The following is a 24,863-nucleotide window of genomic DNA, read 5'->3' as shown; positions in this document are numbered from 1 at the left end:
CATGGCTCGGTTGAACTACGACGAACTGAACAGCACGATCCGCTACACGATGTGGTCGGTCTTCCGGGTCGAGCCCGGCAAGCTCGGTGACGATCGCGACGCCGCGGCGCGGGCGACCGCCGAGTACCTGGATGCGCTCGACGGCAAGGGTGTCGTCGTCCGCGGCGTGTACGACGTCGCGGGCGTGCGCGCCGACGCCGATTTCATGATCTGGTGGCATGCCGAGGAGCTCGAACAGCTGCAGGCGGCCTACACCGGATTCCGCCGCACGACCCCGCTCGGCCGGGTGTCGACGCCGGTGTGGAGCCAGGTCGCGCTGCACCGGCCCGCCGAGTTCAACAAGAGCCACGTCCCGGCGTTCCTCGCGGGCGAGGACCCGAAGAAGTACGTCTGCGTGTACCCGTTCGTGCGGTCCTACGAGTGGTACCTGTTGCCGGACGACGAGCGTCGGAAGATGCTCGCCGACCACGGCAAGGAGGCTCGCGACTACCCGGACGTGCGCGCCAACACCGTGCCCGCCTTCGCGCTCGGCGACTACGAGTGGATCCTCGCGTTCGAGGCCGACGAGCTGCACCGCATCGTCGACCTCATGCGGCACCTGCGCGGCACCGAGGCGCGGCGTCACGTGCGGGAGGAGATCCCGTTCTACACGGGCCCGCGCGTCGAGCCCGCCGAACTGGTGCGCACGCTGCCCTGAGCTGGTGAGATGGTCCGTACGGTCGCTGTAGCGCTAAAATGGCGCTATGGCGACCATTCAGATCCGTGACATCCCGGACGAGGAGTACGAGGCCCTGCGCGCGGCGGCCAGCGCGGAGGGCAAGTCGCTGCAGTCCTACATGCGGGAGCAGACGGGTTTCCTGGCGCGGGTCGCACGGAAGCGTTCGGTGTTCGAACGCGTGCGGGCGGAGTTGGCGGACCGGGACGAGCCGGGCGTGACGACGGAGAGTGTCGTGTCCGATCTCGACGACATCCGGGGCCGGTGGCCGGAAGACGAGGACGCGTCGCATCGTGGGCGATGAGGTCGTGGCCGACGCCTCGACGCTGGTGGTGCTGTTGACCGAGCGGACTTCACGGGCCGAGGAACTGGGGAGACGTCTCGTCGCCGGCGCGGTGCACGCGCCACACCTCGTCGACGCCGAGGTGGGTGACGTGCTGCGCAAGCATGTGCTGCGAGGTGACCTCTCGACCGACGGTGCATCGGCGGCGCTGGCCGCGATGGACCTCCTGGTCGACGAACGCTATCCCCACGCGGGGCCGTTGAACCGCGGTGCCTGGGAGCTGCGGGACCGCGTGCGGTTCTACGACGGGCTGTACGTGAGTCTGGCCGCGCGGCTCGACCTGCCCCTGGTCACCGCGGATGCGCGGTTGGGAAGAACACACGGTCTGCCGTGCCACGTCGAGGTCGTCCACGCCGGTGCGTGAGGCGCGCCCCGCGCGACGCCAGGTCCCGTGAGTTGCCACAGGCCCTCACGCGGCGGCGCTCTCACTCGGCAGCGCTCTCGCCCGACGGTGTTCTCTCTCGACGGTGTTCTCAGGCGGCCGTCTTCTCAGGCGCCGTCTTCGCAGGCGGCAGGGCCCTCACGCGAAGGCGGCCCTCACTCGGCCGGCACGAGGCGCAGCGCGACCGAGTTGATGCAGTAGCGCTGGTCGGTCGGCGTCGCGTAGCCCTCGCCTTCGAAGACGTGCCCGAGGTGGCCGTGGCACGAGGCGCACAGCACCTCGACGCGCACCATGCCGAGGGACGCGTCCTTGCGCAGGATGACCGCGTCCGAGTCGGCCGGATCGTAGAACGACGGCCAGCCGCAGTGGCTCTCGAACTTCGTCGTCGAACGGAACAACTCGGCTCCGCAGCCCCGGCACTCGTAGACGCCTTCGGCGGTGGTGTCGGTGTACTCACCGGTGAACGGGCGTTCGGTGGCGGATTTGCGCAACACGGCATACGCCTCGGGGTCCAGTTCTGCACGCCACTCGTCGTCGGACTTGGTGACGCGCGGAGTGGTCTCGGCAGGAGTGGTGTTCGCGGCGGGATCCATACCGTCCAGATTACCCGGTCAGATGCGCGACGAAGGCGCTCAGCTGGTCCCAGGCCCCGACGACGACACCCAGCAGAAGCAGCAGAACGATCACCACGGCCGTCCACCAGCGCAGCCCGCTCGCACGGGTGCTGCCCTCGGCGAAGTCGGCGACCCCGCGCAGCGACCCTTCGACGGTGAACGCCGGATCGGCGCGCTGCATCCGGTTCAGGTGGTCGGCGAACTCCTGGGCCTCGGGATCGTCCGGGTCGAGCCCGACGAGCTCGTCGTCGAACAGCCGCCGACGGCGGGTGATGTCGTCATCCGGCATGGTGCCCACGGTAGGACATGTGCGATGGCCTGCCCACCTCGTCGCCGGTCAGCGCGACGAGGCGGCGGCCGGCCGGGTGTCGCCGTCGAGCTTCAGCTCGCCCCCGGAGCTGACGACCCGCACGGTGTGCGGCTGTTTGCCGTTGCCGAAGTCGAGCTGAACCTGGATGTCGACCGAACCGTCACCGTTGGCGCCGTTGGGGGCCGACGCGTCGGACCAACCGGACAGGCTGTGCTCGTCCCAGTACGTCTCGAACTCGTCCTCCGAGCCGTACACGGCCTGCGCGGCCGGGGTGAGCTGGTCCCAGTCGGGGTCGTTGTAGAACTCGCCGACCAGCGCGCCCGCCTCTCCCCAGGACACCGGCTCGCCCGCGTCGGAACGGGTGCTCGACGACGGGGCCGCCGACGACGACGTGGGTTGCGGTGCCTGCGACGGGCCCCCGCCCGCCGCGGGCTCGTCGTCACCGCTGAGCGCGAACACCAGGACGGCGGCCAGGGCGAGCACCGCGACACCGAGCGCGGCCAGCAGCAGTGGCGTCCGCCGCCTGCCGCCCGTGCCGCCGTTCGCGCCTTCAGCCGCCGAGGCCGAGGAGGCCACGGCCGGGCTGTCGGTGGCGGTCGCCTGCGGAGCCGCCGGCTGGTCGTTGCGCTGCCACGGTGCGGCGGGCTTGCGGCCTCCGCCGTGGTCGGAGACGGCGGGCGAGACCGCGGTAGCCGCCAGCGGCACACCGGCCGCGGCTGCGCCGCCGGCCAGCTGAGCGAGCTGGTCCTGCGCCTCGCTCATGGTGGGGCGTTCCGTGGGCTCGGTGCGCAGCAGGCTCATCAGCAGCGCGGTCGCCTGGCCCGAGTACTGGGGCGGGTTGATCTGGCCGTTCGCCGCGGAGTACAGCAGGGCGAGCTGGTTGGTGTTGTCGCCGTACGGCGGCAGACCCTCGATCGCGTGGTACAGCGTCGCGCCGAGGGCGAACACGTCGGACGCCGGTGTCGGGTCGGCGCCGCGGGCGAGCTCCGGGGCGAGATACGCGGGCGTCCCTCCGATGAGCCCGGTCTGGGTGAGGGTGAGGTCGCCGCTGGCCCGCGAGATGCCGAAGTCGGTGATCTTGCAGACGCCGGCCGAGTCGATCAGCAGGTTGCCCGGCTTGATGTCGCGATGCACGATGCCCGCGCGATGGGCCGCGACCAGCGCCGCCGCGACCTGTTCGCCGATGCGCGCGACCTCGGGTACCGGCAGCGGGCCACGCTCGGCGAGGATCGCCGACAGGCTCTGCGACGGCAGGTACTCCATGACGAGCACGGGGTCGCCGTCGTGCTCGGCGATGTCGAACACGACGATGGCGTTGGGGTGCTGGAACCGGGCCGCGTTCTTCGCCTCGCGCATGGCGCGTTGGCGCACGGTCGTGCGCTCGGTCTCGGACAGGCCGGGCTGCGTCAGGATCTGTTTGACGGCGACCGACCGTTCGAGGCGTTCATCGACGGCGCGCCAGACGATGCCCATGGCGCCGCTGCCGACGTGCTCTACGAGGCGATAGTGGCCTGCGACCAACTGACCGGTGTCGATGACGCCTACTCCTCGGGTACTGCTCGGCTGCTGCTCGAGTCCGTCGCCGATGCCGGGACGGCTCGAGTTCTCGGAAGGACCGGTGCGCCACCCCGCTAGCGCCCGTGTCGAGTGTAGCTGCCCGGTACGGCCTGCCCGACCGAACCGCCTGCCGACTAGTCGGCTGCCTCGTCCGTCCGGGACGCCGTGTCGGCCATGGGGCCGCGGGCCGGTGCCGCCGTTCGGATGACACGCAGCAGGCCGGCTGCGCCGAGTGCGGCGAACACGGCGTAACAGACCAGCAGCGCAGGCGGCGTGCCGCCGGTCAGGGCGTCACCGAGTACGACGACGGCGATCGTGCCCGGCACGCTGCCGAGCGCGGTGCCGACGAGGTACGGCCGAAGTGCGATCGACGACACACCGCAGCAGTAGCTCAGCGGTGCGAACGGCACGACCGGGATCAGCCGCAGCGAGGCGACGGCGAGCATACCGCCGCCGGAGAGTCGCGCGTTGACCGCGTGCACCGGAGTGCGGTGCAGGTGGCGGGTGACGAACTCCCGGCCGAGGAGGCGTGCGAGCAGGAAGCCGCACAGGCCCGAGAGGACGGTGGCGGTGGTCGCGACGAGCACGCCTGCGACGTGCCCGAGCAGCAGTCCCGCGGCGAGGTTGAACACGGTGCGGGGGATGGGTGCGACCGTGCACACGACGTAGGCGACCAGGAATGCGGCCGCGCCGGCCCCACCTGCCTCGTCGGCCCATGCACGCATCTCCGCCGGGGTGGGGATCGGCAGCAGCAGTGCCGCGAGAACGAATGCCGCGAGCAGCGAGATCCCGAGAAACAGCTTGGTCCGGCGCGGCACGGATCAACCGTAATGGACCGCGGGGCCGCTCACGCGTCGTGGTGGACGGAGCCGTCGTAGCGCACGTCCCCGCCGGCGGTCAGCGTGCCCAGATCACCGGTGGTGAACCATTCGGCGTCGGCCGTCTCGTCGGTGCCGGAACGCGGTTCGGGCACGCAGGCGCCGCGCAGCTCGATCACGCCCCTCTCGCCGGCGGCCGTGGGTTCGCCGGACTCGGGGTCGGTCACGCGAATGTCGATGTCGGCGCACACCGGGTGACCGCCGCCGAGCCACCGGTCGGCGGTCGGTCTGCCGGTGGGCCACACCGCGAACGGCGCGAGCACTCCGGACGGGGCGTAGAAGCCCCGGGCCGGTATGCCGAGTTCGTCGAGGCTCTGCGCGGCATCGGCGGAGGTGGCGTTCGCGATGCCGACCCACCGGAGCGCCGGCAGTGAGGCACCGGCGTCGCGGCCGTGGGCGTGGCAGGACTTGGCCAGCCGCATGGCGGTCGGCTCGTCGGCGGCCAGGTGCGTGGCGCCGAACCGGGCGAGTTCGCCGGGCAGGGTGGATTCGTCGAGATTCGGGTCGAACAGGTACGTCGCCCCTCCGGCGAGCGCGGCGAGGGCGAACGACCACGCGATCGGCCGCGTCGCCGGGCGGGTGCACACGACGAGGTCGCCGTCGCCGAGTCCGAGCGCGGTCGCCGTCGAGGTCGCGTGCCGCACCACGACCGACTCCCGGTAGCACGCCAGGCCCGGCGCGAACGCCACGGCGGGTTCGTCGCCGCCGGTCTCCGGCATCGGCATACCCGCGGTGGCGGCGCTGGGCTGCCATGCGCCGCCACCCAGGTCCCACGGCGACGGGTCGACCGGCGGCTCGGACCGCGGACCGGGCACGACGGCGACGGCCGGCGCCGGATCACCCGGAGAGGCGGCGCGTTCGGCGCGGAGGCGGTCGATGAGTGCCACGGGCACGTCCCGGTCGAGTGCGAGCACCCGCGGCCGCGCGTCCGTCACGGCGCGGGCCAGGTCGGCGACCGGGGCGGCGGGGTCGAGTCCGAGGGCGCACGCGCCGAGCGAGGCCGTCGCGATCTGCCAGCCGAACAGGTCGGACCAGTTCGGCAGGCACACGGCGACGACGTCACCACGCCCCACACCCGCCGTCGCCAGGTCCGCGCGTAGCTGCAGCGTGCGCCGCCACAGTTCGGAGCGGCTCACGTGGACGGGCTGCACGGGATCGGCGTCGATCGCGATGATGGCGTGTGGGTCGTGCTTGGTCAGACCGGAGAGCAACGACAGAAGATTCACCGCGCGCCAGCGAAACATTCCCCATGCCCTCCGTCAAGTGATCGCGGGCCGGGCGCCTGTCATGATCGACACCGGTGGGCACGGCCCGCGCGAGCCCGGGACGGGGAACCGATGGCGCGGTCCGGAGCCGGAGCCGGCCGACCCGGGGTGTCGGGCCGTCCCGAGGATCGGGTCAGGCCGGGCAGAGCGTGCCGTCCCGCGGCACGTCGCCGTCGACGAGGAAGCCTCGGACCGCGTCGGTCACACACGACGAGCTCAGCGCGCCGTGTCCGGCTCCCTTCCACGACACCTGCACCGCGGACGGCATCTGGTCCGCGGCCCGGACGGTTCCCTTCCCCGGCGTGACCGGATCGGTCTCGGTGCTGGCGACCACGATGGGCGGGGCCTTGTCGGAGGCGATCCCGCCGCTCCGGTCGGACCGGGTGGGCCACGGGCTGCACCACACGAGTTCCTGGGCGACGGTCGCGCCGAAGACGGGATGGTCGCGCGCCAGCTTGCGGGCGGTCGAGGCCAGCTGGTCCGCAGGCAGTCGGGTGGCCGTGTCGTTGCATCGTGTCGCGATCGTGCCGTCGAGCCGGGCGGCCGAGGCCTGATCCTCGACGAGGTGCGGGCGGACGAACCGGAACAGCGGGTTCGGGTCGCCGGCGCGCGCCGAGGCGACGGCGTCGGCCAGGTCGGACCAGCGATCCCGGTCGGCCAGCCCGGTCAGCACCGCGCGGAGGGCGAGCTGCGGGGTGAGCCGGTAGCCGTCGGAGGTCGGCGGCGCGCCGCGGCCGAGCCGGTCGGTCAGCGCGGTCACGTCGGCGCGCAGATCGCGGCCGAGCTGCTCGCCCGCGGCGTCGAGGGTGGCTTCCGCGTCACGGGCGACACCACCCAGCACGCCTGCCTGATCGTCGGACGGGTCCGGCATCCCGTCGAGAACCATCCGCCCGGTCTTGCCGGGGAAGCGGGCGCTGTACATCGCGAGCACGCGGGAACCCTCGCCGTGGCCCAGAGCGTGGAGCCGGTCCATGCCGAGGTGCTCGCGGAGCGTGTCGAGGTCGCTGGTGGTGCGTTCACTGTCGAGGGCGCCCTGTTCGTCCTCGAGCGCGATGGCGCACTGCTGCCCCGCGGTGCGGGCGGCGTCCAGCGGCCGTTCGACCCCGGCCGACGGGTCACTGTCGAGCAGCGTCGCGCGTTCGTCGGACGGGATACAGCGCACGGCGTCGGAACCGCCCGTGCCGCGACGGTCCACGCCGATGAGCGAGAACCGTTCCAGCAGCTCGTCGGGCAGCGTCGCGGCCAGCTGCGCCGCGTACAGCGTGCCGGGCCGGCCGTCGACGTCGTTGACCACGACCAGCGGCACCGGGCCGTTGCCGGCCTTCAGGACCGACATGCGGGCCAGTCCCTGCCCCGGCATGCCCGGCGGATCGAGGGTGGTCGTGAGGTACGCACATTCGTAGGTCAGGTTCCGGCGTGCGGCGCCGCCCAACTGCTGCCGGGTGTCGGCCGCACAGTCCGACCAGTCGAGTGCGGACGGTCCGGGCTCGCCGAGCGGCGGCAACGGCTGCTGTGACTCCTCCCGGTCGCGGCCGGTGGGCGCCGGGGCGTCGTTCTGGACGACGGCGGGCCGGGTCGAGGGGCCGACCGTGCAGCCTGCGACGACGAGGACGGGCAGCAGGGCGGCCAGCACGGCCCGTCGGTACCGGCGACGTGGCGGATGGCGGCGCGGCAACGGTCAGGTCCTCACTCGGGTCGTTCGGCGGTGCCCCGCGCTGAGCGGGCGCGCACCGGCTACGGCGCACCGAGGCCGGTGCGCGGCGTTACTGTCGCACGGCGGCGGTGAGCACGCCGTGAGGGCCGCCCGGTGGCAATGCTTCCGGACCGGGCGGCGCGCAGGGTCGTTCCGGGACGGCTGGTCCGGCGGCCGCCTGCCGGGCCGGAAGCCCGCGTACGTGACGGGGGCGGGCCGTCCCCGTCACCGTGTCAGGCTCGCCGGTAGCGGGCGAGCAGGAACCCGTCCTCGTGCAGCAGCGACCGCAGCGTCATGTCCCGGGGCGTCGAGGGCAGACCCGCGACGATCCGGCCCGGTCCGGGCCCGGCCAGCAGCGGCGCGTAGGTCAGGCACAGCTGGTCGACCAGGTCTGCGGCCACGAGGGAGGCCAGCAGGTGCGGTCCGCCCTCGCAGTCGATACGGCGGAGGCCGCGTTCGTCGAGCAGGCGGATCGCCGTGGCCGGGTCCACCGTGTCCTCCCCGGCTAGCAGTACCTCGGCGCCCGCGTCGGCGAGCGCGGCCCTGCGGTCGGCGGGTGCGTCGGCGGCCGTGACGACCAGGGTGGGCACCGCGGTGTCGGTGATGACCGGCGCGTCCGGCGGGATCGAACAGCGGCGGGTGACGACGGCGATCGGCGGCACGTCCGACAGACCGTGGCGGTGTCTGCGTGCCCGGCGGGTCTCGGTGGTGCGGGCGCCGCCGTAGTTCTCGGCCAGCGCGGTGCCCGCACCCACGAGCACGACGTCGGCCAGGTCGCGGCCGAGTAGGAACACTCGCTTGTCGGCCGTGCTGGACAGGCCGTCGGACCGTTCGTCGACGCTCACCGCTCCGTCGGCGGAGGTGACGAAATTGGCCTGGACCCACGGGCGGCCGAGGTCGGCGGGGTAGCCGTAGAGCGCTTCGAGGTCCTCGTCGGACAGTTCCGGCGGAGCGGCGGATCCGGCGCCGGGATCGGATGTCGTGCCGGGATCGGATGCGGTCGGCAGGGGCCACAGCTGATGCACTCCGCCATCCCAGCATGTGCCGTCGCGGTCCGCAGCACCGTTGGGCGCTTGGCGGCCCAGGTCACATCGGGGACGGGACGGGTGGGGGCGAGGACTAACCTGAGGAACATGGCTGTCGAGAAGCTGACCGAGCGTCGTCCCGAGATCGGCGCGGACGAGCTGATCACCACGCTCGTGCCCCCGCCGCGGTTCGACGATGTGCGGCTCTCGACCTACATTCCCAATCCCGATGAGCCGAGTCAGGCCGCGGCGATCACCGACTGCGGTGCGTTCGCCGAGCGTGTCGGCGCGGCCGGCGCCAAGCGGTCCGGGCTGCGCGGGCTGTTCGGCCGCAGGGGATCCGGCGGCGATGCGGGCGACGGCAAGCTCGGGCTGTACCTGGACGGCGGCTTCGGGGTCGGCAAGACTCACCTGCTGGCGTCGATCTGGCACGCGGTGCCCGGGCCGAAGTCGTACGGCACGTTCGTCGAACTGACCCACGTCGTGGGCGCGCTCGGGTTCGGGGAGGCGGTGCGGCGGCTGTCGGAGCACCGGCTACTGGCGATCGACGAGTTCGAACTCGACGATCCGGGCGACACCATGCTGGTCGGCCGGCTGCTCAAGGAGTTGACGGCGGCGGGCGTGTTCGTCGCCGCCACCTCGAACACGCTGCCGGACAAGCTGGGGGAGGGCCGCTTCGCGGCCGAGGACTTCCTACGGGAGATCCAGGCGTTGTCGGCGAAGTTCGGCGTCGTGCGCGTCGACGGACCCGACTACCGGCACCGCGGCCTGCCCGAGCCACCCGCGGCACTGTCCGAGGACACGCTTCTCGCGTCGGCCGAGCAGCGCCCCGGCTCGACACTCGACGACTTCGACGCGCTGTGCGAGCACCTGGCGAGCCTGCATCCGTCCGCGTACGGCCGGCTGGTCGACGGGGTGCCGGCGGTGCACATCCGCGGCATCCGCGCCGCCGACGACCAGGCCATCGCGCTGCGGCTGGTGGCACTGGCCGACCGGCTCTACGACCGGGCGATCCCGGTGCTGGTGTCCGGCGGCTCGCTCGACGCGCTGTTCACCCCGGAGATGCTGGCCGGCGGCTACCGCAAGAAGTACCTACGCGCCGTCAGCAGGCTCACGGCTCTCGCGCGGGACGCCGAGGCGTCCGCGCCGGTCTCGCACGGCTAGTCGCGCCACGACAGCCAGCCTCGCCACGATGAGCGTCGCGGCCACGGCGAGCGCGGCACCTCCCACGACGTCGGTGGCGTAGTGGTAGCCGAGGCCGACCATGCCGAGTCCGGCGAGTGCCGTCAGCGCGACGGCGGCGGCCACGAGCATGCGGCGCCACGAGGGCGGGGCCATCAGGATCGCCACGGTGAGTGTCGAGACGAGGGCGGCGGTGTGCCCGCTGGGGTAGGCGAGGTGGTCGTCGTACCAGCGGGCGAACAGCGGTTTGCACACCCAGGTGGTCAGGGCGATGGTCAGCGCGGGGCAGGCGACGGCCGCTGCCGCGAGATCCCAGCGGCGCCGCCACAGTGCGCCTCCGGTGAGCAGTGCGAGGATCGCCAGCCACACCGGAGGCTCGGTCGGTAGCACCAGGGCGGTGAGCACGCCCGTGTCGAACCGTTCGGCGAACGCGGCCACGGGTGCGTCGACGGCGGTCGGCGACCGTCCGCCCGCGACGACGGCACCCGTCCCGAACAGGACGACGATGCAGGCGAACGCGAGCGGCATGGCGGCATCGTAGGGCGGTGCCGGTGGGGAGTGCCGGGCGCGGCGCGGTCGGGCCGGGGTGGATCGCACCTCGGCGCGTGACCTGCTCAGGGAATGTAACGGGCTGCGATTGCATGTAAAATCGGGTCATGGCCGGAGTGAACGAGACGACCGCGGCCCGGACGAGGGTCGCCGACGCGGTCTGCGAACGACTGCGCGAGATGATCTTCACGGGTGAGCTTCCCCCGGGTGCGCGGCTGAGTGTGCCCGCGCTCGCCGAACGACTGGAGGTCAGCCGCAGTCCGGTGCGCGACGCGGTGTTGCGGCTGGTTCAGGAGCGCCTCGCCAGGGAGGAACCGCGCAGGGGTGCCGTCGTTGCGTACGTGGGGGCGGCCGAACTGGTCGCGATCTACGAGGTCCGGGAGGTGCTCGAAGGGCTGGCGGCCCGGTTGGCGGTCGAGAACGCCGGCCGCAGGCTGGTGCGAGCACTCCAGGAGACGCTCGAGGATCACGAGGCCGCCACGCGCACGGCGGATCTCGCGGCGAGCACCGAGGCGGACCTGCGGTTCCACCGGCTCATCCGGGAGGCCTGCGGCAACGCCGAGGTCGTCCGGCTCCTGGATGATGTGCAGACGCAGGTCCGGCTCGCCATGCGCACGACGACGGTGACCTCGGGGCCCCGGCAGGCGCTCGACGACCACCGTGCAATCCTCACCGCGATCGACGCCGGCGACGCCACGGCCGCTGAACAGGCGGCGCGCGCCCACATCTTCCGGTTGCGGGCCCTGTTGCAACAGCAGGCCGAGGCGGGTGCATGAGCCGCATCGTCGACGCGCGCCTGCGGGTCATGCGCGCCCCGGTCGGCGACGGCATCGCGATGTCGTTCTCCCCGTTGCGCCACCGTTCCGCGGTGCTGGTGGAGCTGACCACCGACGACGGACTCACCGGCAGGGGGGAGAGCTGGACCAACTATCCGCCGTGGGCCGTGCGGGAACGGGTGGCGACCCTGCGGGAGGGTGTGTTCCCGCTGCTGCGGGGTGAGGACGCGACGCGGATCGCGGCGCTGCACCGGCGCCTGTGCACGCAGCTGGACCCGCTGGGCAGGCAGTGGGGCGCGCCGGGTCCGATCCGGCAGGCCATCAGCGGCGCCGACCTCGCGCTGTGGGACCTCGCGGGACAGCGTGCGGGGTGTGCGGTCGCGGCACTCGGGGCGGGCAGGGTCCGGGACCGAGTTCCGGTGTACGCGAGCAGTCTCGGGCCCGATCACGTCGGGGCCATGGCGCGGTCGTGCGTGGCGGCAGGACACACCGCGGTGAAGGTCAAACTCGGCTTCGGCCGCGCGACCGACGAGCGCAACCTCGCGGCCGCGCGCGATGCGGTGGGCCCCGATGTGGCCTTGTACGCCGACGCGAACCAGGCGTGGGATGTGGCCGAGGCGGTCGCGATGGCGCCGTTGCTCCGGGACGCGGATGTGGCGTGGCTCGAGGAACCGCTGCGCGGCAATCCGCTCGACGGGCTCGAGGAGCTGCACCGGCGCACCGGGCTGGTCCTCGCCACGGGAGAGAACCACTACGGCGTCGAGGAGTTCCGTTCCCTCGCCGCGTCGCCTGCGGTCGCGATTCTGCAACCGGATCTGGCCAAGACCGGCGGGTTGACCGAGACGATGGCGATCTGCCAGCTCGCGGCGGCGCACGGCAAGCGGGTCTTCCCGCACCTGTACGGGGGAGCGGTCGCCTTCGCCGCCACGTTGCAGCTCGCCGCCCTGGCCGAGCCGGTGGCCGCGGTCGAGTACGACGTCAGGGACAACCCGCTGCGCGATCCGCTGCTCCGTGATCCGCCTACGCCGTCCGGCGGGGTGATCGACGTGCCAGGGCGGACCGGGCTCGGGGTCCGGCTCGACGAGGCCGCCGTGGCAGCGGTCACCGAGTCCGAGGACCGTGCCGTGGCCTGAGCGTCGGCGCATGGACGGCCGCGCGCCCGCGGTCGAACGATGCATGGAGCCGGTGGATATTGCATGTAATTTGGCTAGATCATATGCTGCACAAGTTCATTGCATGCACAGAGTGCTCACGGTGGAGTGACGATGGCGTCAGAACACACCCGGTCCGACCGTCGCAGCCAGGCGTGGTTCGGGCTCGACGGCAAGCTCGGGTTCGTGCATCGGTCGAAGATGTACAACCAGGGCTACTCGGCGTCGATGTTCGACGGGCGTCCGGTGATCGGCATCGCGAACAGTGCCTCGGACCTGGCTCCGTGCAATGCACACCTGCGGCAGGTCGCCGAGGCCGTCAAGCGCGGGGTACTGATGGCCGGTGGGGTCCCGTTCGAATTCCCGACGATCTCGCTCGGCGAGACGTTGATGCGGCCCTCGGCCATGCAGTTCCGCAACCTCATGGCCATGGACGTCGAAGAGACGCTCCGTGCCAACCCGCTCGACGGCGTGGTGCTGCTCGGGGGTTGCGACAAGACCGTCCCGGCGCAGCTGATGGGCGCGCTGAGCGCCGACCTCCCGATGGTGATGGTCACCGGCGGCCCGATGCTGAACGGCAAGTTCCAGGGCTGCGACGCGGGATCCGGTACGCACGTGTGGCAGTTCAGCGAAGAGGTGCGCGCGGGCCGGATGAGCCGGGAGGACTTCGCTGCCGCCGAGGCTTGCCTGTCCCGCAGCGCCGGGCACTGCACGACGATGGGCACCGCCTCGACGATGGCTTGCCTGACCGAGGCACTCGGTCTCTCGTTGCCCGGCAGCGCCGCGATCCCGGCCGTCGACGCGCAGCGGCACCGCATCGCCGAGCAGGCGGGCGGCCGGATCGTCGACATGGTGGAGCAAGGCCTCGTTCCGTCGTCCGTTGTGGACCGCCGGTCGTTCGAGAACGCGATCCGTGTCAACGCGGCTATCGGCGGGTCGACGAACGCCGTGGTCCACCTGCTCGCGATCGCCGGGCGCGCGGAGGTCGAGCTGGCGCTCGACGACTTCGACACGCTCGCCGCGGATGTCCCGCTGCTGGTGGATCTGTTGCCGTCCGGCCGGTTCCTCATGGAGGAGTTCTTCCATGCGGGCGGGCTGCCCGCGGTGATCCGCGAACTGGGGGAGCTGCTGCACACCGACGCCGCCACCGTGACGGGCCGCAGCCTCGGTGAGAACTGCGCCGACGCGCCGAACTGGCGGACCGACGTCGTCCGCACCCGGGCCGAACCGGTGCACGAGGCCGGTTCCCACACCGCCGTCGTTCGCGGCAACCTCGCACCGGACGGTGCGGTGATCAAAGTGTCGGCGGCATCCGAGGACCTGGTGCGGCACACGGGCCCGGCGCTCGTGTTCGACACGATCGAGGACTACCACGCCAGGGTCGACTCGCCGGATCTTCCGGTGGACGCCTCGACGGTGCTCGTCGTGCGGGGAGCCGGGCCTGCGGGTTATCCGGGCATGCCCGAGATCGGCAACCTGGCCATCCCGAAGAAGTTGCTCGACGCCGGAGTGCGGGACATGGTGCGCATCACCGACGGGCGGATGAGCGGCACCTCCTACGGGACGGTCGTGCTGCACGTCGCGCCCGAGTCGGCACGAGGTGGGCCGCTGTCACTGCTGCGCACGGGTGATCGCGTGACGCTGGACGTGCCCGGCCGCCGGATCGACATGGACGTGTCCGACGACGAGCTCCGCCGCAGAGCCGCCGAGAGCCCGGCGCCGACCGGGACCGGATCCGGTTACGAGTGGCTGTATCGCACCCACGTACGGCAGGCCGACACCGGTGCCGATTTCGACTTCCTCGTGGGCAGACGGGGACACGCCGTGCCCCGCAGGCACCTGTAGTGGCCCGAACCGACCGTCCCCGCAGAAGGTGAGGAGACCATGGCCGACGACGTCCTCCGACAGGTCCGGCAGCACCGCGCGATGGTGATCTACCGCGGACAGTCCATACGGGAATGTCTCGACCTCACCGCGTTGCTGCGGGACGAGGGAATCCGGCTGTTCGAGGTGACGCTGAACTCCGACGAGCCGTTCGCCGCGATCCGCGCGTTGCGGGACGAGTACGGCGACGGCCTCGCCCTCGGTGCGGGCACCGTGATGACCGCCGACGACGTCTCGCGTGCGGCGGAGGCGGGCGCTCGGTTCGTGGTTTCCCCGCACGTGGACGAAGCCGTCATCGAGCGGGCGAAGGAACTCGGGCTCGGTGCGGTGCCCGGCGCGTTCACCCCGACCGAGGTGGTGCAGGCGGTGCGGCTCGGCGCCGACGTGGTGAAGGTGTTTCCGATCGCCCCGGTGGGCGTGGGACACCTCCGGCAACTCAAGGGGCCGCTGCCCGATGTTCCGATGTTGGCCACCGGCGGCGTGGGCCCCGACCTCGCCCGTGCGTGCCTGGACGAGGGCTGCGCGGGTGTGGGCGTCGGCGTGCAGCTGCTCGGTGTCCCCGGCGACCCGGACACGGTGCGCACACAGGCACGCCGCCTCGTCGAGGCGGTGAGCTAGCAGCTCCACACCCGTCCACCAGGCCTCCCGGCAACGACGCCGACCCCGAAAGGAAGCCTCGTCATGTCGACCAAGGACGTGCCCGACACTCCCATCGAGGACCCCTACCGGCTCCGCGCGGACGACGTCAGAGAGCCGCCGACGACATTGCGCGGCAGGCTGCGTCACCTCGGTCCCGGCATCGTGCTCACCGCTTCGGTGGTGGGATCGGGTGAACTGCTTGTCACGACGTCGCTGGGGGCTCGCGCCGGGTTCGTCCTGTTGTGGCTGGTCATCGTCGGCGCCGCCGTCAAGGTGTGGGTGCAGATGGAGCTCGCCCGCTGGGCGATCCTCAACGGCAGGACCGCGATGGCGGGCTATTCCACGATCCCGCCGAAGATCGGCCCCATGGGCTGGATCAACTGGTTGTGGATCGGTCTCGACATCGCGAAGAACTTCCAGCGCGGCGGCGTGATCGGTGGTGCCGCGGCCGCGTTCTCGATCCTGTGGCCCATCGTGGGTGAGCCGCTCAGCGGCGCGTCGCTCAGTACGTGGGCCGTCATCGTCACCGCGCTCACCATCGGACTGCTGCGCAGCAACCGCTACAGCGTGGTCGAGATGATCACGACGTGGTCGGTGGCGCTGTTCACGTTGAGCACGGTGGCGCTCGTGCTGGCGCTGCCGTTCACGCCGTTCGCGTACAGCCCCGGAGATTTCGGCGACGGCCTGAGCTTCGCGATTCCCGCAGGCACGGTCGGCCTCGCGGTCGCGATGTTCGGCTCGACCGGCGTCGGTGCCGACGACATGACCAACTACACCTACTGGTGCCTCGAGAAGGGGTACGCGCGCTGGACCGGCGCAGACGACGGCACGGAGGAACGGGCGCGGCGCGCCGAGGGCTGGATCAAGGTGATGCAGCTGGACGTGTTCGTCTCGTGGCTGATCTGCACGGTGGCCACGCTGTCGTTCTACGTGGTCGGTGCGAGCGTGTTGCACTCGCAGAATCTGGTGCCCGAGGGCAACCAGGTGATCACCACCGTCTCGCGGATGTACACCGACACTCTCGGCCCGTGGGCCGAGGCGTTGTTCCTCGTCGGTGCGATCTGTGTGCTGTTCTCCACCAACATCGCCTCGGCGGCCGCGGTACCCCGGCTGTGGACCAACACGCTCGGGCTGATGGGTGTGATCGACTGGTACGACGCCAGGGTCCGTGCGCGGGTACTGAAGATCTTCACGGTGTGTCTGCCGGTCCTCTGGATGGTGATGTTCCTGTTCGTGCGCTCGCCGTTGGTGCTGATGCAGATCGGCGCGATCGCGACCGGGATCTTCCTGCTGGCGGTGCTCGTCGCCGTGTGGCGGTTGCGCGCCACGGAGGTCGACGCGCGGTTCAAACGCAACGGGTGGCTCACGGTCGCCTTCGTCATCAGCAGTGTCGCCATCACGCTGCTGGCGGTCTACACCGTGATGGAGGTGGTGGGTCTCGAACTGTCGGGCGCATAGCGGCGGGTAGGTGGCGATGCGCGGTACCGTCGGGGGTGGCCGGCGCGCGGGAACCACCTGGTGCATCCCGCCGCGACGTCGCGCCCGTTGCCGTTCCGGCCGCGGCGCCCGTCACCCGTTGCCGCAAACCGAGCGCACGCGATCAAGGAGGCTTTCCGAGATGACCTATCCGGACACCCGGCTCTTCATCGACGACGACTGGAGGGACGGGGAGGACGGACGTTCCCTCGACGTGCACAACCCCGCGACCGGCGAGGTCATCGGCCAGGTGGCCCGCGCCTCGCGGCGGGACCTCGACCTCGCCGCCGACTCGGTGCGCCGTGGCTTCGAGGTGTGGCGTGACTACACGCCCGCGCAGCGGGCCGCGATCATGCACCGCGCCGCCGGACTGGTGCGCGAGCGGGTCGACGAGATCGCCGATCTGATGACCCGTGAGCAGGGCAAGCCGCTGTTCGAGGCCAAGGGCGAGATCCTGGCCGGCGCGGACATCATCGACTGGTTCGCCGACGAGGGGCTGCGCGTCTACGGCCGCACGGTGCCGCATCGCGGCGACCCGACGATCCGCCAGCTCGTGGTGAAGGACCCGGTCGGCCCAGTGGCGGCCTTCACGCCGTGGAACTTCCCGATCAACCAGGTGGTGCGCAAACTCGGCGCCTGCCTGGCCACGGGCTGTTCGATGGTCGTCAAGGCGCCGGAGGAGACGCCGGCCAGTCCGGCGGCGCTGGTGCGCGCGTTCCAGGACGCCGGCCTGCCCGCGGGTGTCCTTGCGCTCGTCTACGGCGATCCCGCGGAGATCTCCGAGTACCTGATCGCGCACCCGGTGATCCGCAAGATCACGTTCACGGGCTCGACCGCGGTCGGCAAGCAACTGGCCGAGCTCGCCGGCAGGCACATGAAGCGGGTGTCGATGGAGCTGGGCGGACATGCGCCGGTGATCGTGTGCGAGGACGCCGACGTCGAGCGCGCCGTGAAGATCATGGCCAAGGCCAAGTTCCGCAACGCGGGCCAGGTGTGCATCTCGCCGACGCGGTTCCTCGTCCACGAGTCGGTGCGGCAGGACTTCGCCAAGGCGTTGGCGCAGTCGGCCACCGGCGTGTCCGTGGGTGACGGCCTGGCCGAGGGCACCGAGATGGGTCCGCTGGCCAACAGCAGGCGCCTCGACGCGATGGCCTCGCTGTACGACGACGCCGTGGGCCGCGGGGCGGCCACCCTCGCGGGAGGTGAACGGATCGGCGACGCCGGGAACTTCTGGGCGCCGACCGTGCTCGACGACGTTCCCTCCGACGCGCGGCTGTTCAACGAGGAGCCGTTCGGACCCCTCGCCGCGATCCGCGGGTTCACCGACCTCGACGAGGCGATCACCGAGGCCAACCGGTTGTCCTACGGGCTCGCCGGTTATGCCTTCACCCGCTCGCTGGCCGCCGCGGACACGCTGACGCGGAAGGTGGAAGTGGGCATGCTGTGGGTCAACATGCCCGCCATGCCGTCGGCGGAGCTGCCGTTCGGCGGCGTGAAGGACTCCGGCTACGGCTCCGAAGGCGGCCCCGAGGCGATGGAGGCCTACCTGAACACCCGTTCGGTCAGTATCGCGCACTGAGCCACTCCCGGCCGGTCCGGCGCAGCGGCATCCGCCACGGCGCCGGACCGGCCCGGCTCGGTCGTTCTCCAACCGGTGTCGTTCTCGGACCGGATCCTCGTCCTCGGCTCAGTCGTCGGAGGACTCGGCCGCGAGCTTGCCGGCGTCGATGGCGGCGACCAGTTCGGCGTGGTCGGCCTCGGTCCGGTCGGCGTAGCGCACGGCGTAGCGGCCGACCGCCTCGTCCATGTCGCTGTCCTCGGCGAAGTAGCCCGCCAGCAGGCGCGGGTCGAGCGAACGGGTGTGGGCCCGCGCGAGTAGCGCCCCGGCGAGCCTGCCGTAGTCGTCGAGATGCCCGCCGTCGAGACCGGTCGGGTCGATGTCGCCCTTCATGTTGCGGAACTGGCGCACGATGTACGCCCTGCCCTCGATCGTCGTCCAGCCGAGCAGGATGTCGGTCTCGGCCTGCACCAGGCGTGCGCCGTGCACGATGCGGTGTCCCTCGTGATCCCACGGCTCGGGGGTGAGGACGTCGGCCAGCGCGGACGGGCATGCCTCCTTGAGCTGCAGCACGAGTGCCTCGTCGCCGTTGCCGCGCAGCAGTGCGATGTACCCGCGGCGGCCGACACTCCCGGTGCCGACGACGCGGAAGGCCACATCGGACACCGAGTAGCGGGCGATGAGGTTGCGCCGGGACTCCCGTAGTGTGTCCACGTAGGACTCGAGGCCGGCGATCACGGCGTCGGCCGTGGCATCGTCGACGCGAGTGCGCTTCGGCGGTTCCTCGGTGAACCGCCACTCGCTCTCGCCCGAACCGTGGGAATACTCCTCGGTGCGCTTCGCCGCGATCTTGGCACTCGTGTTCTTCCGCGCCTTCGCGGCGGCCTTCTCGAAGTCGTCGATCAGCTCGTCGGCCTTCGCCTTCTCCACGACCGACGAGTCCGGCAGCGCGTTCCACGACCGCAGAAACGGCACCTCGGCGAGTTCGCGCACCGTGCGGCGGTAGGACTTCACGACGTCCTCGGCCGCTTTCAAGCACTTCCCGTCCGACACGCCGCCTTCGCGGCCCGCGAGCACGAGACTCGTCGCGAGGCGCTTGAGGTCCCACTCCCACGGCCCCGGCACGGTCTCGTCGAAATCGTTGATGTCCATGACGATCTCGCCCTCGGGGGTGCCGTAGAGCCCGAAGTTCGCCGCGTGGGCGTCGCCGCACAACTGGACGTGCAGTCCGCTCGACGGCGTCCCCGCCAGGTCGGTGGCCATCAGTCCGGCGGCGCCGCGGTAGAAGGCGAACGGGGACGCGGCCATCCGGCCGTGCCGTAACGGCAGCAGATGCGGCAGTCGTCCGGCGTTGCTCGCCTCGATGTAGGCGAGCACGTCCGGGCGCTGCGGATTCGCCGCGTCGTGGTCGTGGGAGGTGGGCGGCGTCGCGTCCCGCAACACCTTGCCACGGGCGACGACCTCGTCGGTGCTCACCGGCGTGCGCAGATCGATCATGGCCTCATTCTGCCCGCGCCGGGTACCGCCGGGGTCAGCCGGTAACCACGGCTTCGATCGCGTCGATCCCGCGGTCGAGTTCGGCCTCGGTGATCACCAGCGGCGGCGCGATCCGCAGTGTCGAGCCGTGGGTCTCCTTGCAGAGCACGCCGCGTTCGCGCAGTGCCTCGGAGGCCTGCCGGCCGGTCGGCCCGCCGGGGGCGATGTCGACCCCCGCCCAGAGCCCGCGGCCGCGGATCGCGCTGACGCCGTGGCCGACGAGCCCGGACAGTCGGCCGTGGAGGTGTTCGCCGAGCGCGGTGGCACGCTCGGCGAACTCGCCGGTCGACAGCAGCCGCACCACGGCACGACCGACGGCGCAGGCCAGCGGGTTGCCGCCGAACGTCGAGCCGTGTTCCCCCGGCCGCAGCACGCCGAGGACGTCGCGGCGGCCGACGACGGCCGACACCGGCACGATGCCGCCGCCGAGGGCCTTGCCGAGGGTGTACAGGTCCGCCCGCACGCCCTCGTGCTCCAGCGCGAAGATCGTGCCCGTGCGGCACAGGCCGGACTGGATCTCGTCGGCGATGAGAAGGGCGCCGGCCTCGTCGCACAGCCTGCGGACCTCGGCCAGGTATCCGGCGGGCGGGACGATGACGCCGGCCTCGCCCTGGACCGGTTCGACGAGCACCGCCGCGGTGTGGTCGGTGATCGCACCGGCGAGCGCCTCGGCGTCGCCGTAGGGCACGACGTCGAAGCCCGGGGTGAAGGGACCGAAGTCGGCGCGTGCGTCGTCGTCGGTGGAGAACGAGACGATGGTCGTGGTGCGCCCGTGGAAGTTGTCGGAGGCGACGACGATGCGCGCCTGCCCGTCGGGCACGCCCTTCACGCGGTGGGCCCACTTGCGCGCGACCTTGATGGCGGATTCGACCGCCTCGGCGCCGGAGTTCATCGGCAGCACCATCTCGGTGCCGGTCAGCTCGGCGAGCTCGCGGCAGAACAGGCCGAACTGGTCGTGGTGGAAGGCGCGGGAGGTCAGCGTGACCCGGTCCAGCTGCGCGGTCGCGGCGGCGACGAGATCCGGGTGCCGATGCCCGAAGTTCAGGGCCGAATAGCCGGACAGGAAGTCCAGGTACGTCGTTCCGTCGACGTCGGTGACGGTGGCGCCCTCGCCGCCGGCGATCACGACGGGCAGCGGGTGGTAGTTGTGCGTGCTCCACTGCTCGTCGAGCGCGATGTAGTCGGCCGTGGCCGCCGGGGCGGCCTCGGAGGGCGTGGGCGTGTCGGCAGTGCGGTCGGCGAACGTCGTCATGCGTTCAGATTAGGGCCGATCGGTGCCGAGATCAGCCGGAATGCATTGCGCAGAAGCGAGGATCGTTGCGTGCTCGTCCGGATCAAGCGGTGATTCGTTGTCCCCGCGGCGGCGGGTTGTGCGGCGCCGCGGCCGCGGCCGTGGCAGCGCGGCTGCCGGGTCTGCCAGAGTGTCCTTCCGTGACAGACGATCTCTCCTTCCTCCGCGCACAGGCCCGCACCCAACGGTTCACGCTCGGCACGCCCCGGCAGTTCCAGGCCACGCCCGACGGCGAGCGCGTGCTGTTCCTCCGCTCCGAATCCGGCCACGACCGGCGCAACAGCCTGTGGCAACTCGACGTCGCCTCCGGCGAGGAATCGAAACTCGTCGATGCGGCCGAGCTGTTGCCCGGCGAGGAGGACCTGCCCGCCGAGGAACGGGCCAGGCGCGAGCGTGCGCGGGAGACGTCGGGGGGTGTCGTCGGCTACGCGACCGATGCCGAGGGCGCGGTCGCGGCCTTCTCGCTGTCCGGCAGGCTCTACACCGCCGACCTCGCCACGGGTGCGGCGCGGATGCTCGTGGACGCCGCGGTGATCGATCCGCGGCCGAATCCGCAGGGCACCCACGTGGCCTACGTCGCGGACCGGCGGCTGCACGTGGTGGACCTGGCGACCGGTGACGATCGGGTCGTGGCCGGGCCGGAGGAGACCGACGACGAGGACGTCAGCTGGGGGCTGGCCGAGTTCATCGCGGCCGAGGAGATGCGCCGGGTGCGCGGCTACTGGTGGTCGCCGGACGGGCGGAGCCTGCTCGTCCAGCGCAGCGACCGCTCGGAGGTGCCGCGCTGGCACATCGCCGACCCGGCCAACCCCGCGGCACCGGTGAACACGGTCGCCTACCCGGCGGCCGGCACCACGAACGTCGCCGTGTCGCTGGCGGTCGTCACGCTCGACGGGGTCCGGGTGGACGTGCCGGCCGGCGAATGGGAATACCTCGTGGCGGTGCACTGGTCGGCGGGTGGGCCGCCGCTGCTGACCGTGCAGTCGCGGGACCAGAAGTGTCTCGAGATCCGCGCCCTCGACGTCACCGACGGGTCGACGCGGCTGCTGCACACCGAGAAGGACCCGGACTGGGTCGAGATCGTCCCCGGGGTCCCCGCGTGGACCCCGGACGGGCGGCTGGTGCACGTCGGTGTCGCCGAAGGGGCGTACCGGCTGTTCGTCGACGGTGCCCCCGTGACGGGCACGGACCTGCAGGTGCGTTCGGTCATCGACGTCGGCGACGAGGTGCTGTTCAGCGCCTCCGACGACGATCCGACCCAGATTCACGTCTACCGCACCGAAGGCGGTGCGGTGCGGCGGCTGTCGGACGGGGTGGGTGTCCACAACGGAGCCGGGACGGCCGAGACGGCGGTGCTCGCTTCGTGGAGCCCCGACTACGCCGGCATTCGCGTCTCCGTGCTGGCCGGGGGCGAGCGCGTCGGCGACATCGCCTCCGTCGCCGCCGACCCCGGCCTGGTGCCGAACGTGCACTGGCTCGAACTGGGGGAGCGCGCGCTGCGTGCGGCGCTGGTGCTGCCCACCGGTCACGAACCGGGCGAGGGGCCGCTGCCCGTACTGCTCGATCCCTACGGCGGGCCGCACGCACAACGGGTGTTGCGCAGCAGGAACGCGATGCTCACCCCGCAGTGGCTGGCCGACCAGGGATTCGCCGTGCTCGTCGTCGACGGCCGGGGATCGCCGGGGCGCGGGCCGGAGTGGGAACGGGCGATGGCCGGTGACCTCGGCGACGTCGCGTTGGCCGACCAGGTCGACGCGCTGCACGCTGCGGCGGAGCGGTTCGGCGACCTCGACCTCGGGCGGGTCGCCATCCGCGGCTGGTCGTTCGGCGGTTATCTGGCGGCCGCCGCCGTCCTGCGCAGGCCGGACGTGTTCACCGCGGGCGTCGCGGGCGCCCCGGTGACCGACTGGAGCCTGTACGACACGCACTACACCGAGCGCTACCTCGGCGACCCCGACGAACGGCCGGAGGTCTACGAGCGCAACTCGCTGATCACCGACGCTCCGGAACTGGAACGCTCACTGCTGATCGTGCACGGGCTCGCCGACGACAACGTGTTCGTCGCCCACGCACTGCGGCTCTCGTCGGAGCTGCTGGCCGCGGGACGGGCGCACACGTTCCTGCCGCTGGCCGGGGCGACGCACATGACGCCACAGGCCGAGGAGGTCGCCGAGAACCTCATGCTCACGCAGGTGCGCTGGCTCAAGCAGCAACTCGGCGTGGAGGTGGGTGCGTGACCGGCCGATGGGGGCTGACGGTTCCGCTCGAGGGACTGTCGCTGCCGGAGCACCGCGAGCTCGTCACGCAGCTGCCGGATCTCGGCTACACGGACCTGTGGTCGGCCGAGGCCAACGGCGCGGACGCGTTCACGCCGCTGGTGCTGGCCTCGCAGTGGGCTCCCGAGCTGCGGCTCGGCACGGCGATCGCGCCGGTGTACACCCGCGGTCCGGGCTTGCTGGCGATGAGCGCGGCGAGCGCCGCCGACTGCGCGCCGGGCCGGTTCGTCCTCGGCGTCGGGACGTCGTCGCAGGTCATCGTGGAGAACTGGAACGCGGCCGAGTTCACCGAGCCGTACGCGCGCACCCGCGACACGGTGCGGTTCCTGCGCACCGCGCTGGCGGGCGAGAAGGTCACCGCGGAGTACCCGACGTTCACGGTCCGCGGGTTCCGGCTCGGCCGCCCGCCCGAGACGCCGCCGCCGGTGATGGTCGCGGCGCTGCGGCCGGGGATGTTGCGGATGGCGGGCCGCGAATCCGACGGGGCGATCACCAACTGGCTCGCGGCCTCCGACGTCCCGGCGGTGCGCGGCGAACTCGGTGCCGACGCCGAACTGGTGGCGCGCATCTTCGTGTGCCCGGTCGACGACGCAGACGAGGCACGGGCGCTGGCACGCAGGCACATCTGCGCCTATCTGACGGTGCCGGTCTACCGCGCGTTCCACGACTGGCTCGGGCGCGGCGAACGGCTCGCACCGATGCAGGAGGCGTGGGCGGCGGGCGACCGGAAACGTGCCGTCGAGCTCGTACCGGACGACGTGGTCGACGAGCTGGTCGTGCACGGCAGTCCGGACGCCTGCCGGGAGGGTGTGCGCGCCTACGCCGAGGCGGGCGTGACGACGCCGGTGCTGATGCCGCTGACCACGGGCGGCGATCCGGCGGGCCTGGTGCGCGCGCTCGCGCCCGAGTGACCGATCGCCCGGTTCGCTCGCCGGCGGGTCAGCCCCACAGGGCGCCGCCTGCGAGCAGGCCGGCGAGCGCGGCGGCGAATCCGGCGAGGACGGTCACCACGACGTTGGCGGCCGCGTGCCCGTGCCGCCGCTCGGTGATCAGGCGCACCGTGTCGTAGCCGAACGTCGAGAACGTCGTCAGCGAGCCGCACAGCCCCACCCCCGCCAGCGCGAACGCCGCGCCACCGGTGGCGCCCGTCGCCAGCACCCACGCGGTGAGGAGCCCGAGCAGCGCCGAGCCGAGCACGTTCACCGTGAGTGTGCCCCAGGGGAAGGCGGAGACACGGCCCCGCTGCAGCCGCAGGTCGATGAGATAGCGCAGGACCGCACCGGCGGCCCCGCCGAGCATCACCATGGCCGCCGTCATGCCGCGCTCCGCGGGCGGTCGAGCAGCCGGCGGACACCGGCGATGCCCGCGACGACCGCCAGCACCGATGCCAGGACCGATCCCGCGGCGTAGGCGAATGCGGCGACGAGGTGCCCGTCGCGGGCGGTCGAGAGCGCGTCGAGCACATACGTCGAGAACGTCGTGAACCCGCCGAGCACGCCGACGCCCAGGAACGGCCGCAGCAGCCGGGGCGGTGCGGGCCTGCGCGTCAGGACGGCCATGAGTGCGCCGAGGGCGAGACACCCCGCGACGTTGCCCAGCAGCGTCGCCACGCCCGCGGGGGACGGCAGGGCCACCCCCAAGCCGTAGCGTGCGAGGCTGCCGAGCGCGCCGCCCGCCGCCACGGCGGGTAGCACGTCCCAGTGGCGGGTCCCGGTCATCGCCCCATCATCACCGATGGTCGCCCGCGGCCGGGCGCGGCCCAC

24 protein-coding genes are annotated in these 24,863 nt (G+C 72.0%); 12 read left to right on the top strand and 12 right to left on the bottom strand.

What is annotated here, in order from left to right:
* Position 1 precedes the first annotated feature (1 nt).
* From hemQ to LY40_RS03120, 3 genes are read left to right on the top strand one after another with little or no spacing between them, the layout of a single operon-like run.
* Positions 2-697: a hydrogen peroxide-dependent heme synthase gene (hemQ, locus tag LY40_RS03130; protein ID WP_183786008.1), complete on the top strand. Its 696-nt coding sequence runs from the start codon at positions 2-4 to the stop codon at positions 695-697.
* Positions 698-743: 46 nt separating this feature from the next.
* Entirely contained in the window at positions 744-1,019 is a 276-nt protein-coding gene (locus LY40_RS03125) for a FitA-like ribbon-helix-helix domain-containing protein (protein WP_183786006.1), read from the top strand.
* Positions 1,009-1,422 carry a type II toxin-antitoxin system VapC family toxin gene (locus LY40_RS03120; RefSeq protein ID WP_183786004.1) on the top strand — a complete coding sequence of 138 codons (414 nt, stop codon included), beginning with the start codon at positions 1,009-1,011 and terminating at the stop codon, positions 1,420-1,422. Before LY40_RS03125 ends, LY40_RS03120 begins: the two co-directional genes overlap by 11 nt.
* A gap of 173 nt (positions 1,423-1,595) precedes the next feature.
* On the opposite strand, the gene msrB is transcribed toward LY40_RS03120, so the two are convergent.
* The 7 genes from msrB to LY40_RS03085 all read right to left on the bottom strand — a co-directional run bounded on the left by msrB (position 1,596) and on the right by LY40_RS03085 (position 8,782).
* The gene (gene msrB, locus LY40_RS03115) at positions 1,596-2,033 is read right to left on the bottom strand and encodes a peptide-methionine (R)-S-oxide reductase MsrB (RefSeq protein ID WP_183786002.1); all 438 of its coding nucleotides are present in this window, start codon (positions 2,031-2,033) and stop codon (positions 1,596-1,598) included.
* Positions 2,034-2,043: 10 nt separating this feature from the next.
* A complete protein-coding gene (locus LY40_RS03110) occupies positions 2,044-2,343 on the bottom strand; it encodes a hypothetical protein (protein WP_183786000.1) in 300 nt (99 codons plus the stop codon).
* A gap of 48 nt (positions 2,344-2,391) precedes the next feature.
* Positions 2,392-3,885, bottom strand: coding sequence for a serine/threonine-protein kinase (locus LY40_RS03105; protein WP_258935877.1), 1,494 nt, complete (start codon positions 3,883-3,885; stop codon positions 2,392-2,394).
* A gap of 170 nt (positions 3,886-4,055) precedes the next feature.
* Positions 4,056-4,739: a TVP38/TMEM64 family protein gene (locus tag LY40_RS03100; protein ID WP_183785996.1), complete on the bottom strand. Its 684-nt coding sequence runs from the start codon at positions 4,737-4,739 to the stop codon at positions 4,056-4,058.
* A 29-nt stretch (positions 4,740-4,768) separates the two neighbouring features.
* On the bottom strand, positions 4,769-6,025 hold the full coding sequence (locus LY40_RS03095; RefSeq protein ID WP_258935876.1) for an AMP-binding protein: 1,257 nt from the start codon (positions 6,023-6,025) through the stop codon (positions 4,769-4,771).
* A 172-nt stretch (positions 6,026-6,197) separates the two neighbouring features.
* The gene (locus LY40_RS03090) at positions 6,198-7,697 is read right to left on the bottom strand and encodes an alpha/beta hydrolase (protein ID WP_258935875.1); all 1,500 of its coding nucleotides are present in this window, start codon (positions 7,695-7,697) and stop codon (positions 6,198-6,200) included.
* Positions 7,698-7,990: 293 nt separating this feature from the next.
* Complete coding sequence (locus LY40_RS03085; RefSeq protein ID WP_372497671.1) at positions 7,991-8,782, bottom strand: pyrimidine reductase family protein; 792 nt, start codon at positions 8,780-8,782, stop codon at positions 7,991-7,993.
* 108 nt (positions 8,783-8,890) lie between these two features.
* On the opposite strand from LY40_RS03085, the gene zapE reads away from it, so the two are divergent.
* Complete coding sequence (zapE, locus tag LY40_RS03080) at positions 8,891-9,946, top strand: cell division protein ZapE (protein WP_258935874.1); 1,056 nt, start codon at positions 8,891-8,893, stop codon at positions 9,944-9,946.
* Here the strand turns inward: zapE and LY40_RS03075 are convergent.
* Positions 9,875-10,492 (bottom strand): phosphatase PAP2 family protein, encoded by a 618-nt coding sequence (locus LY40_RS03075; RefSeq protein ID WP_183785988.1) that lies wholly within the window; start codon positions 10,490-10,492, stop codon positions 9,875-9,877. The two genes, zapE and LY40_RS03075, sit on opposite strands and share 72 nt — an antisense overlap.
* A gap of 128 nt (positions 10,493-10,620) precedes the next feature.
* On the opposite strand from LY40_RS03075, the gene LY40_RS03070 reads away from it, so the two are divergent.
* From LY40_RS03070 to LY40_RS03045, 6 genes are all read left to right on the top strand, one after another.
* A complete protein-coding gene (locus LY40_RS03070) occupies positions 10,621-11,289 on the top strand; it encodes a GntR family transcriptional regulator (RefSeq protein WP_258935873.1) in 669 nt (222 codons plus the stop codon).
* On the top strand, positions 11,286-12,422 hold the full coding sequence (locus LY40_RS03065) for a mandelate racemase/muconate lactonizing enzyme family protein (protein WP_258935872.1): 1,137 nt from the start codon (positions 11,286-11,288) through the stop codon (positions 12,420-12,422). Before LY40_RS03070 ends, LY40_RS03065 begins: the two co-directional genes overlap by 4 nt.
* A gap of 132 nt (positions 12,423-12,554) precedes the next feature.
* Entirely contained in the window at positions 12,555-14,285 is a 1,731-nt protein-coding gene (locus tag LY40_RS03060) for an IlvD/Edd family dehydratase (protein ID WP_183785982.1), read from the top strand.
* A gap of 39 nt (positions 14,286-14,324) precedes the next feature.
* Positions 14,325-14,942: a bifunctional 4-hydroxy-2-oxoglutarate aldolase/2-dehydro-3-deoxy-phosphogluconate aldolase gene (locus LY40_RS03055; protein ID WP_258935871.1), complete on the top strand. Its 618-nt coding sequence runs from the start codon at positions 14,325-14,327 to the stop codon at positions 14,940-14,942.
* A 63-nt stretch (positions 14,943-15,005) separates the two neighbouring features.
* Positions 15,006-16,421, top strand: coding sequence for an Nramp family divalent metal transporter (locus tag LY40_RS03050; protein ID WP_258935870.1), 1,416 nt, complete (start codon positions 15,006-15,008; stop codon positions 16,419-16,421).
* Between the two features lie 160 nt (positions 16,422-16,581).
* Complete coding sequence (locus LY40_RS03045; protein WP_183785976.1) at positions 16,582-18,018, top strand: NAD-dependent succinate-semialdehyde dehydrogenase; 1,437 nt, start codon at positions 16,582-16,584, stop codon at positions 18,016-18,018.
* 108 nt (positions 18,019-18,126) lie between these two features.
* On the opposite strand, the gene LY40_RS03040 is transcribed toward LY40_RS03045, so the two are convergent.
* Both LY40_RS03040 and rocD read right to left on the bottom strand, forming a co-directional pair.
* Positions 18,127-19,494, bottom strand: coding sequence for a DUF2252 domain-containing protein (locus LY40_RS03040; RefSeq protein WP_258935869.1), 1,368 nt, complete (start codon positions 19,492-19,494; stop codon positions 18,127-18,129).
* A gap of 34 nt (positions 19,495-19,528) precedes the next feature.
* Positions 19,529-20,785 carry an ornithine--oxo-acid transaminase gene (gene rocD, locus LY40_RS03035; RefSeq protein ID WP_183785972.1) on the bottom strand — a complete coding sequence of 419 codons (1,257 nt, stop codon included), beginning with the start codon at positions 20,783-20,785 and terminating at the stop codon, positions 19,529-19,531.
* A gap of 179 nt (positions 20,786-20,964) precedes the next feature.
* On the opposite strand from rocD, the gene LY40_RS03030 reads away from it, so the two are divergent.
* Together LY40_RS03030 and LY40_RS03025 are read left to right on the top strand one after the other, a co-directional pair.
* Positions 20,965-23,061 carry a S9 family peptidase gene (locus LY40_RS03030; RefSeq protein ID WP_258935868.1) on the top strand — a complete coding sequence of 699 codons (2,097 nt, stop codon included), beginning with the start codon at positions 20,965-20,967 and terminating at the stop codon, positions 23,059-23,061.
* The gene (locus LY40_RS03025) at positions 23,058-24,011 is read left to right on the top strand and encodes an LLM class F420-dependent oxidoreductase (RefSeq protein WP_258935867.1); all 954 of its coding nucleotides are present in this window, start codon (positions 23,058-23,060) and stop codon (positions 24,009-24,011) included. Before LY40_RS03030 ends, LY40_RS03025 begins: the two co-directional genes overlap by 4 nt.
* A 28-nt stretch (positions 24,012-24,039) precedes the next feature.
* On the opposite strand, the gene crcB is transcribed toward LY40_RS03025, so the two are convergent.
* Together crcB and LY40_RS03015 are read right to left on the bottom strand one after the other, a co-directional pair.
* Positions 24,040-24,417, bottom strand: coding sequence for a fluoride efflux transporter CrcB (crcB, locus tag LY40_RS03020; RefSeq protein WP_258935866.1), 378 nt, complete (start codon positions 24,415-24,417; stop codon positions 24,040-24,042).
* Positions 24,414-24,818, bottom strand: coding sequence for a fluoride efflux transporter FluC (locus LY40_RS03015; protein ID WP_183786392.1), 405 nt, complete (start codon positions 24,816-24,818; stop codon positions 24,414-24,416). The genes crcB and LY40_RS03015 overlap by 4 nt, the downstream gene beginning before the upstream one ends.
* Between the last annotated feature and the right edge of the window lie 45 nt (positions 24,819-24,863).

This window comes from Prauserella salsuginis (assembly GCF_024648885.1).
Taxonomy (GTDB): Bacteria; Actinomycetota; Actinomycetes; order Mycobacteriales; family Pseudonocardiaceae; genus Prauserella; species Prauserella salsuginis.
Note: the sequence above shows the minus strand (reverse complement) of the source record. Positions and strands in the feature narration are given on the sequence as shown.

Bases quoted from the DNA above. Each gene is read 5' to 3' on its own strand.
- hemQ (WP_183786008.1), top strand. From the start codon at position 2: ATGGCTCGGTTGAACTACGACGAACTGAACAGCACGATCCGCTACACG.
- LY40_RS03125 (WP_183786006.1), top strand. From the start codon at position 744: ATGGCGACCATTCAGATCCGTGACATCCCGGACGAGGAGTACGAGGCC.
- msrB (WP_183786002.1), bottom strand. From the start codon at position 2,033: ATGGATCCCGCCGCGAACACCACTCCTGCCGAGACCACTCCGCGCGTC.
- LY40_RS03110 (WP_183786000.1), bottom strand. From the start codon at position 2,343: ATGCCGGATGACGACATCACCCGCCGTCGGCGGCTGTTCGACGACGAG.
- zapE (WP_258935874.1), top strand. From the start codon at position 8,891: ATGGCTGTCGAGAAGCTGACCGAGCGTCGTCCCGAGATCGGCGCGGAC.
- LY40_RS03075 (WP_183785988.1), bottom strand. From the start codon at position 10,492: ATGCCGCTCGCGTTCGCCTGCATCGTCGTCCTGTTCGGGACGGGTGCC.
- LY40_RS03070 (WP_258935873.1), top strand. From the start codon at position 10,621: ATGGCCGGAGTGAACGAGACGACCGCGGCCCGGACGAGGGTCGCCGAC.
- LY40_RS03065 (WP_258935872.1), top strand. From the start codon at position 11,286: ATGAGCCGCATCGTCGACGCGCGCCTGCGGGTCATGCGCGCCCCGGTC.
- LY40_RS03060 (WP_183785982.1), top strand. From the start codon at position 12,555: ATGGCGTCAGAACACACCCGGTCCGACCGTCGCAGCCAGGCGTGGTTC.
- LY40_RS03055 (WP_258935871.1), top strand. From the start codon at position 14,325: ATGGCCGACGACGTCCTCCGACAGGTCCGGCAGCACCGCGCGATGGTG.
- LY40_RS03050 (WP_258935870.1), top strand. From the start codon at position 15,006: ATGTCGACCAAGGACGTGCCCGACACTCCCATCGAGGACCCCTACCGG.
- LY40_RS03045 (WP_183785976.1), top strand. From the start codon at position 16,582: ATGACCTATCCGGACACCCGGCTCTTCATCGACGACGACTGGAGGGAC.
- LY40_RS03040 (WP_258935869.1), bottom strand. From the start codon at position 19,494: ATGATCGATCTGCGCACGCCGGTGAGCACCGACGAGGTCGTCGCCCGT.
- rocD (WP_183785972.1), bottom strand. From the start codon at position 20,785: ATGACGACGTTCGCCGACCGCACTGCCGACACGCCCACGCCCTCCGAG.
- crcB (WP_258935866.1), bottom strand. From the start codon at position 24,417: ATGACGGCGGCCATGGTGATGCTCGGCGGGGCCGCCGGTGCGGTCCTG.
- LY40_RS03015 (WP_183786392.1), bottom strand. From the start codon at position 24,818: ATGACCGGGACCCGCCACTGGGACGTGCTACCCGCCGTGGCGGCGGGC.